This window comes from Vibrio sp. V38_P2S17PM301, assembly GCF_009904845.1.
GTDB classification, from domain to species: domain Bacteria; phylum Pseudomonadota; class Gammaproteobacteria; order Enterobacterales; family Vibrionaceae; genus Vibrio; species Vibrio proteolyticus.
This window is the reverse complement of record NZ_WXWO01000047.1, coordinates 1-8,617: the sequence shown is the minus strand read 5'-3', so window position 1 is coordinate 8,617 and position 8,617 is coordinate 1. Positions and strand designations below refer to the sequence as shown.

The following is an 8,617-nucleotide window of genomic DNA, read 5'->3' as shown; positions in this document are numbered from 1 at the left end:
GTCACTCTATACGTTTGTAGGACTTTGGCTAAAAACACAATGTGTATAAAGGTGTGTTTTATTGTCGAGGCTTGGAAGATTTATTGTTGCCTATCACTATGATATTTAATGATTTTATGAAATTACATGTGATTTGAAATCCAAATCGTCCTATGAATTAAGTCAGGCCTTGCCAACCCGGATGGATCCCATCAATAGACGCTCTTTCCAAATCACAAATTCGGAAGTGACGGTGAAAGAGTCGATGAACAACGGCCAAATTGCGTATCAGCCGATTGTGAATGTCAGCTACGAATACGACTACCGTGACGGTAAATATTAATTATTGTTTAAGCTAGCACTTTTTAGCGGCCGTTTTGGCCGCTTTTTGATGATTATGACCCTACGCTGTTGCTTCAGCGTCTTCGCGCTTAATGACTTTATGACCCTCTTCGGTGACGCCATTTTTCCAGTAGCTACTGATGTAAATGAACTCGCGATCCACACCGTGTTCATTGCGGAAGTATTGACGCAATGCGCGCATTGATTCGAATTCACATGCACACCAAACAGACGCATTGCCCGCCAACCAGTTTTTTGCTTTCACCTTTTCGACAAAACGGTTGGTCTTGGTATCGGCGATGACCCAATCCAGTGTTACGCCTGCTGGCCCCTCAAGGGCCTGAATATCGTCTTTATCCTGTATTTCGATGACGGCATAACCACGCGCATTTTCGGGTAAGGAGGCCAGTTTGACAGACAACGCTGGCAGAGCGGTCATATCGGCGGTGAGGAAGAACCAGTCTGCGTCGGTATTCAGGTTTTGGATGGTTCCCGGGCCTGCAATGTTGATGGTGTCACCGGGTTTTGCCTGCATGGCCCAGCGAGCGGCATGACCACAACTCGTATCATTCACCTGATGACGAACGAAATCGACGGTGACTGTCGCAGACTGATGATCGATTTCGCGAATCGTATAGGTGCGCATAACTGGCCGGGCGTTGTCATCCAATACGCTCAGATCGGTACCGCCTTCTGGCGTGAACAACAATTTAATGTAACCACCGGCACAATCGGTAGGAAAACGACTCAGTCCGTCCCCTTGCAACACGATACGTTGCATATTGGGCGTCAGTTGCGTGGTCGATAAGACAACAAGCGAGGTAGGGGTCGGTTTATTCATAATTTTTCTCTGTGTAATGTAACTGCTTAAGCATATGGGGCAATGATACGAAATTCAATGATAACCATTATCATTTACTTAATTTTACACTGGGACAATAAAAAAGCCCCTGACTGGCAGGGGCTGGTTGGAAAAGAAGACGTTAGGCCTGTTCGGGCTGTGCCAGTTTATCCCCCGGCTCCTGACGGGCGGCTTCCAGCATTTTGCGAATGATGAAAGAGCAAACCAGAGCAATGGCGACCATAACGACAGCCAGTACCGTCAGCAGTTGGAAATAATCGCCGTAAACGGTTTGCACAATTTGTTGGGTAACTGCCTGGCCTTTCTCAAGCGCGATGGATGTCGAGAAAACCGCGCCAACAATGCCACTCAGCGCCATCGCAACCGAGAACAGGCTAACTGAAAAGTTCTCGATGTGTTTAGGGGCTACAGAAAGAATAAAGGCCACCACCATGCTACCGACAATCACTTCTGCAAAGGCCTGAAAGAAGTGAATCGCAAGGAAGATTTCCGGACGGATGATGGCGTTTTCACCCACATTCGTTACAGCCAACGTCAGAATACCAAACGCGATGGCAGTGAACACGAACGCAAATCCGATTTTGGTGGCGGTTGAGAAGTTGATCCCGTGCTTTTCGAGTGAGGAGAAAGTCAGCGCTATCACCGGACCGGCGACGATACACCATAGCGGGTTCATGGCCATAGAGGCCTCCGGAGCAATGGGAATGAGGCCAAACAGGTCGCCGCGCATGGTATTGATGGTCACCATGGTCATTGATGTCATCATCTGACCGTAATACACGAAGAAACAAGTTGTCAGAACCGTCATGATCAGAATGGTGCCCATTTTGAGGGCATCCGATTTATCCGATTTCAGCATCAGTGAAATGAAATATAAGATCGCCGCAGCGCCAATCGCATAAACGATATTCTGGCCGACGTCCATGTTGGAGAACATGAAAAAGACCAGCCCTACCATGGCGGCTGACAAGGCGAAGAATGCAGCCCAGTTTTTAGTACTCACTGATGCCTGATCGATATCCGCCCCAACGCTGACCAGTTTTTTATTGAACACAATCAGCGTAATGAACGCCAGACCTGCCATGGTCGCCGACAGGCCAAAGCTGCCGTTGAAACCAATGGCCAGCACAAACATTGGGAACAGATATTGTCCCAGCAAAGCACCGACGTTGTTGACGGAATAGTTCACCGGATAGCCGTTTTCAAAGTCTTCTTCTGTGGCAAAAGTACGCTTGTATAAACTGGGGTAAGAAGGAGACATCAGGCCTCGGGCATAACTGGCCAGCGCAATACCCACCAGGCTCATAGGGACGTTGGTGGCTGAAGCACCCAGCACCAATAGTATGTAGCCTGTAGCAAAGGTACCGTAGGCAATGGTGAGAGAACGGTATGCCCCAAGGAACTTGTCGGCGATAAAGCCACCGGCGATGGCAAACAGGGGGCCAATTGAAGAAAAAGCACCCACCACCATCATGGTGTCCGCTTCGCTATACCCTAGATCTTCTAAGAAGAAACGGGTCAGGATGACCATGACACCATAAAAGGAAAGGCCAAACATGGCCTGGCAAAACATCATTGATTTATTGAGTTTATTCCACATAAAATTCTCTTCAAGTACGTTTAGTATAGTATTTTATGCTTATTATTTTATCATTTGTGGTAATTGATAATTTGAAACAACCATCCCAAAAAGCACACGATATTCACTATTTTTTCTAATCTTCGCATATGAATTTCTAATGGGTATGCTCCAATACATTTGCATTGGGTGATATTTATCCGAATGGGTGCTGTTATGGGAGGAAACGCATGCTGATCCGGTTTGCTTTGTGTTAGCCTGAGAGCTTATGGCTCAGATGCAAAGGTGAGTAAATCAATGAAGATTTTTAGCAACTTCGACAGTGGCAGCATTCACATCGTTAGCGCCGACGATAAGGACAACATCCAGTTACGGATCCCGAATGACAACCAGTCTGAATTCTATCAGTGGTTCCATTTTCGTCTTGAAAGTGAGGCGGATGTGGCACACACATTCCATATCGGTCAACTGGCGAAATCGGCGTATCCGGAAGGGTGGAAAGATTATGATGTTGTGGCGTCTTACGACCGTGAAGAATGGTTCCGTGTCCCTGCCGAATTTGATGGTGATACGCTGAGTTTTACGGTGATCCCTGAACGTGGCTCAATGTATTTCGCTTATTTTGCGCCTTACAGTTATGAGCGCCATCTGGATTTACTTCATCAGGCACAAAGCGAACACCACTGCACGCTGGAAACTCTGGGTCATACACTGGATGGCAATGACATGAGCCTGCTGACTTTCGGTGAGCCCGGGGAAGGTAAGAAGAATATCTGGATCATTGCACGTCAGCACCCGGGTGAAACCATGGCGGAGTGGTTTATTGAAGGCATGGTTAACCGCCTGCTGGACGACAGTGATACTGTCAGCCGCGCGTTATTGGAAAAAGCGGTGCTGTATGTGGTGCCAAACATGAACCCAGATGGCAGCATTCGTGGCCACTTGCGTACCAACGCCGTGGGTGTGAACCTGAACCGTGAATGGCAGACGCCGTCGATGGACAAGAGTCCGGAAGTGTTCTTAGTGCGTGAACGTATGTTGCAAACTGGCGTGGATATGTTCCTGGACATTCATGGTGACGAAGCGATTCCATATAACTTTGTGGCCGGCTCTGAAGGGATCCCGTCGTATGATCAGCGTCTGGCTGAGCTGGAAAAAGCGTTTAAAGCGGCGTTGTTCACTATTACACCGGAGTTCCAGGACGAAGTCGGCTACGACAAGGACGAGCCGGGCAAGGCTAATCTGACCGTAGGTTCAAACTGGGTGGCAGAGCAGTTCAAGTGTTTGTCTTACACCATTGAAATGCCGTTTAAGGACAATAACAACTACCCGGATCCGCTTTACGGCTGGTCGCCTGAGCGCAGTGTCCTGTTTGGACAAGACGTATTAACCGCCGCGCTGGCTGTGACCGATAAGATTTAACCTTTTAAAACGCAGGCGTTGAGCCTGCGTTTTTTATGCCGTTAGAAAATCTGCGGGCAGGCGTAAGATGTTCTTGCTACGCCGCCGCCCTGTTCAGCGTTACTCTGCGAGTAAGCAAATGAACAGGGAAATATTATGTCTCACCATCCTTCCTTTTGGTTTAAACAAGCGCTTGAACAAGAAATAGCGTCGGCCCCGCACGTACTCTCTCAAGATACTCAGGCCGATGTCGCGATAGTCGGAGGCGGCTACACTGGGCTGTGGACCGCAATTTTGATCAAGCAGCAACAGCCGGATCTGGATGTTGTCGTGATAGATAAAGGGCTGTGTGGCAGCGGCGCATCCGGAGCGAATGGTGGCTGCATGCTGACCTGGTCGACCAAATACCCAACGCTGAAACGCTTGTTTGGTGAGCAGCACGCCTCGTGGCTGGTGCGAGAATCTGAACAGGCGGTGTATGAGATTGAAACCTTCTGCCAAAAGTATGGAATAGAAGCGGAGTTGCGCCGCAGCGGGACCTACTACACCGCGACCAACCCAGCACAAAAAGATACCATGCAACCTACAGTGGATGAGCTTGAGCGTTTGGGTATCAACAGTTGGCATGCATGTCGTGATGAAGACATTGCTATGTTGGCAGGCTCCCGCCGACATATTCAGGGTTATTATTCAGCCGCAGCAGGGTCCGTTCAGCCGGCGTTGTTAGTGCGAGGATTACGCCGTCATGCTATCGGGCTTGGTGTGCGGATATATGAAAATACGCCGATGACAGAATTGACGTTTGGTGAACCAGCGAAGGTGCATACACCTCAGGGAATCATCTCAGCCAATAAAGTGGTGTTGGCACTGAATGCCTGGATGGTTGAGCATTTTCGACAGCTCAAACGCAGTATCGTTGTGGTGTCTTCTGACATGGCGATCACCGCGCCGATTCCGGAGCTGCTGAAACAACACGGGCCGGAGCCGGGTTGTGCGGTGGTGGATTCACGTATTTTCGTCCATTACTACCGGGATACACCGGACGGACGTTTGATGCTGGGAAAAGGGGGCAACCGGTTTTCATTTGCGAATCGGGTTGATCCTATGTTCAATCAGCCAACGCGGTACCTGTCGTTGTTGACGCGCTCTTTCCAATGCCTGTTTCCTGATCTTGGTTCGGTTCGTTTCGATTATCACTGGAGTGGCGGCTCGGATCGTTCGGTCACGGGTCTGCCGTTCTTTGGCCACTTAGAGGAGCAACAGAATATCTGCTATGGATTCGGTTATTCTGGTAATGGTGTGGTACAGACGAGAATTGGCGGAAAAATTCTGTCCTCACTGGTTCTGGAACAAGATAATGACTGGGCCAACTGTGGACTGGCAAAAGGGCCGTTGGGATACTTTCCTCCAGAGCCTTTTCGCTGGCTTGGTGCAATGGTGGTGCGCGATGCAGTCCGACGTAAAGAAGCAGCAGAAGACCGTGAAGAACGCCCCCGGCGGATGGATAAGTGGCTATCGAAGCTCGCTGCTGCGGCCGGCAAAGCCGATAAACTGGCGTAAGCGTCACCAAAGTGTCACAGCTTGTTCATACAATGCGAGGTAAATCCTTTAGCCGAAATTCTGATGCCATCATTGCCACCTCTTAATGCATTGCGCGCTTTTGAAGCGACGGCGCGTCACCTGAGTTTTACAAAAGCCGCCGCGGAGCTTAATGTCACCCGGGCGGCGGTCAGCCAACAAGTAAAGCAACTGGAGCATTTTCTCGATGCCCGATTGGTTGAGCGCAAAGGCAGCCAATTGAGCCTGACTCAGCATGCGCTTCGTTATCTACCGGTTCTGACCAATAGCTTTCAGAGTGTGTCGGCCAGTACCGAACAGTTATTTCTCAAAAGGCAGCGCGCAGAGTTGCATGTTAGGGTAGCGCAAAGCTTTTGCCATCAATGGTTGATTCCTAGGTTAGCGGACTTCAGGAGACAGTTTCCGGACCTTGCGATCAAGCTTACTACTACGTCCGATCCGTTGCCGGATGACAGTCGTTGCGCTGATATCGAGATCCTCAATGGCTATCCGGGAAGCTATGCGAGTTATACGGCAAGGCGATTGACCCATGAGCGCTGGGTCATTGTCGCCAGTCCGGGTTATCTGAAGCTGAATCCGATTCGCACAATGCATGAACTTCTGGCGGCGGATAAGTTGGCGATCAGCGGTTATCAGGAGAATTGGGCACAGCTGTTCAGCCAGTATGGATTGGCAAAGCGCCGTTTAACCATGTCGATACAGTTTGATCATACCTTGTTAGCGGTGGAAGCGGCGGTCAACCATCTTGGTGTGCTCATGGTGCGTGATGTGCTGGTGCAGGAAGCGCTCAGGCAGGGAGCCTTGTGTCGGGTCGGAGAGTATGGCCTGGTAACGGAGGGAGGGCATTACCTGATTGTGCGTCACCAGAGTCCGATTTCGGATCACTTTTGTCACTGGCTGACTCAGGCCTTGCAATAAACAACCGCAGCGTTGCTGCGGTTGGTGGGTTATTCTGACCGATTGGCGGACGCCAGATCGGTTTTTTGCTCTTTCAGCAGAGTGACCGCCAGTTTGGTATCCTCTATCAATTGGCTAGTGTCTGCGTCGTCTGTATTTCTCAGCGGCAAAACCAGATAGTGAATACTGCCATCTTCTCTGGTGACGCCCGTTGCAATGATCACATCACCTTCAGACGCGGTACCGAAATACTCTGAGACCACCTCTGTTTCACTGACTCCGTAGCTGTCCAGGTAATCTGGATCCGTATTGTCAAACATGATCATCGAACCTTGTTTGATTAACGCTCGCAACTGAGTCTGTTTGTGCTCATCAAAGGGATAATCTGTGGCACTGATGTAGCTCACTTCTTCCGCTTCAATGAAGTCGTACAGTTCATTACTCAGTGGTGTGATTGGGGCTGACAACCATGGGGTGGTTTCAACCGTCTCAGAAACCACATCGACGTGAGCTGGTATGGGTGAGACGGACGCGACAGTTTGGGTGTCATCGGAGTTTGAGGCTGGCACCACTGCTGTCTCAGTGGGGGGAGTCTCATTTTGTGCCTCGATGGCTGCTTCAATGTCGGCTGGCGACGTCGCTGGTGTCGAACTCAACCAGAGGATGCCGAGTGCGGCACACACGGTCAGCGCGCTACCAATCAGGAGTGATTTTTTGTTTGCCATTGGAATTATCTTGCCGTTATTCGTCGCAGGAAAAAGCCGGCAACCACACGTCATCAGTTTGTGGCCACCGGCAAAACTGTTAATGGTAGAGCGCGTCGTTCCAGGCGATGGTTACGGCTCGGCTGGTTTCGGTCCACTGACTGCTGTCGTGGTTTTTCTTCCAGGTATTTTCTGGAGTGGTGTACCAACTGCACCAGTCGCGACCAAAGTAGTAGTTGGTTTTACGCCAGCCTGCGACCAGTTTGATCTCTGTTGTTTCCTGACCATCCTGAATGTCATTTTTACGGTAAACCGCGCCGACCTGTGGTTTGAAGTCAGAACGCATGACAACAGGCAGTTCGTTATAGTCAATCAGGTTGCCCATGTCGCAGCTGGTCCAGCGATACAGTAACCAGTCTTTTGCTGGCGTGTGGTTACGGATGGTGCGGTTTTCGATTAACCAACTGATGCTCTCGTTGGTCTGGTTAAAGTCCGCAACCGTCTGGAACTCTGGTTGATCGTAAGTCACTCGATTGCTCCAGGAAATACCACCGTTTATTGATGGAGACTGTGACGCGGTAAAGCCCAGGTTAAAGTCCAGCGATTCGCTTACCGATGCTGTTGCAATGGTATTTTCCGGAGCGTGACTCATATGACGCAGAGGTGCACCATTGAGGTAGCTTAACGCCAACTTAAACGCTGTTGGAACCGTGTAGCGGTAATCCCCACCGAACGCGAAACCATAGATTTGTTCTTTGTTCGGAACGTTCGTCATATCGAAACCTGAGCCGCCGTTTAGGATCAATTTCGCTTCTTTGGCGCCATTCGGCAGTAAAGTCTGATTCCAGACGTTTTCCAGGGAGTAAATTAAGCGGATTTTTTTAGCGCGAGCGTCGCTATCATCCAGTTCTAGCAGGGTCGAGGTGTAAGCCTTCAGCGTGTCTTCAGCGTGTGCAGGTGCCAAAGCGCCAACCAAAGCGAGTGCAATGACACTCGCAGAAAGGTGCCGTTTTTTCATTGTTGTGTCCTATTTTAGGCTGCTCATAAAGTTTATTTATTATTTTCTAATAAGCTTTATGAGTATTTTCTTATATGGATGTTTATTGATTTGCACTTAATAAATAAGCCCGTGGAGTTTGCTTATTATATTTTAATAAAAAAAGGAAAATAACGAATTAGTGGGATTAAGATCTCATTATGTGCGAATCTATATCTTAAATAACAATGAATTAGCATTGGTTTAATAAGTTTATTCTATTTAAGTTTATCCTGTTT

The 8,617-nt window shown here is 49.2% G+C and carries 8 protein-coding genes; 4 read left to right on the top strand and 4 right to left on the bottom strand.

The window, feature by feature from the left end; all coding sequences use genetic code 11:
* Window positions 1-133 precede the first annotated feature (133 nt).
* Window positions 134-322, top strand: a complete 189-nt coding sequence (locus CAG64_RS10040; protein ID WP_161488483.1) for a DUF3316 domain-containing protein — start codon at window positions 134-136, stop codon at window positions 320-322.
* A gap of 60 nt (window positions 323-382) precedes the next feature.
* On the opposite strand, the gene CAG64_RS10035 is transcribed toward CAG64_RS10040, so the two are convergent.
* Window positions 383-1,165: a siderophore-interacting protein gene (locus CAG64_RS10035; RefSeq protein WP_337247446.1), complete on the bottom strand. Its 783-nt coding sequence runs from the start codon at window positions 1,163-1,165 to the stop codon at window positions 383-385.
* Between the two features lie 139 nt (window positions 1,166-1,304).
* Entirely contained in the window at window positions 1,305-2,783 is a 1,479-nt protein-coding gene (locus CAG64_RS10030; RefSeq protein WP_161488481.1) for a peptide MFS transporter, read from the bottom strand.
* A 276-nt stretch (window positions 2,784-3,059) separates the two neighbouring features.
* On the opposite strand from CAG64_RS10030, the gene CAG64_RS10025 reads away from it, so the two are divergent.
* The 3 genes from CAG64_RS10025 (at window position 3,060) to CAG64_RS10015 (ending at window position 6,659) form a co-directional block, all read left to right on the top strand.
* A complete protein-coding gene (locus CAG64_RS10025; RefSeq protein WP_161488480.1) occupies window positions 3,060-4,184 on the top strand; it encodes a M14 family metallopeptidase in 1,125 nt (374 codons plus the stop codon).
* Window positions 4,185-4,319: 135 nt separating this feature from the next.
* Window positions 4,320-5,723, top strand: a complete 1,404-nt coding sequence (locus tag CAG64_RS10020) for an FAD-dependent oxidoreductase (RefSeq protein WP_021705057.1) — start codon at window positions 4,320-4,322, stop codon at window positions 5,721-5,723.
* Window positions 5,724-5,786: 63 nt separating this feature from the next.
* Window positions 5,787-6,659 (top strand): LysR substrate-binding domain-containing protein, encoded by an 873-nt coding sequence (locus CAG64_RS10015; protein WP_161488479.1) that lies wholly within the window; start codon window positions 5,787-5,789, stop codon window positions 6,657-6,659.
* Window positions 6,660-6,688: 29 nt separating this feature from the next.
* Here the strand turns inward: CAG64_RS10015 and CAG64_RS10010 are convergent, their stop codons facing one another.
* Window positions 6,689-7,363: a topoisomerase I gene (locus tag CAG64_RS10010; RefSeq protein ID WP_161488478.1), complete on the bottom strand. Its 675-nt coding sequence runs from the start codon at window positions 7,361-7,363 to the stop codon at window positions 6,689-6,691.
* Between the two features lie 79 nt (window positions 7,364-7,442).
* Window positions 7,443-8,360, bottom strand: coding sequence for a leukocidin family pore-forming toxin (locus tag CAG64_RS10005; protein ID WP_161453090.1), 918 nt, complete (start codon window positions 8,358-8,360; stop codon window positions 7,443-7,445).
* Window positions 8,361-8,617 lie beyond the last annotated feature (257 nt).

Coding starts and splice junctions, on each gene's coding strand:
- CAG64_RS10005 (WP_161453090.1), bottom strand. CDS start 8,360: ATGAAAAAACGGCACCTTTCTGCGAGTGTCATTGCACTCGCTTTGGTT.
- CAG64_RS10025 (WP_161488480.1), top strand. CDS start 3,060: ATGAAGATTTTTAGCAACTTCGACAGTGGCAGCATTCACATCGTTAGC.
- CAG64_RS10015 (WP_161488479.1), top strand. CDS start 5,787: ATGCCATCATTGCCACCTCTTAATGCATTGCGCGCTTTTGAAGCGACG.
- CAG64_RS10010 (WP_161488478.1), bottom strand. CDS start 7,363: ATGGCAAACAAAAAATCACTCCTGATTGGTAGCGCGCTGACCGTGTGT.
- CAG64_RS10020 (WP_021705057.1), top strand. CDS start 4,320: ATGTCTCACCATCCTTCCTTTTGGTTTAAACAAGCGCTTGAACAAGAA.
- CAG64_RS10030 (WP_161488481.1), bottom strand. CDS start 2,783: ATGTGGAATAAACTCAATAAATCAATGATGTTTTGCCAGGCCATGTTT.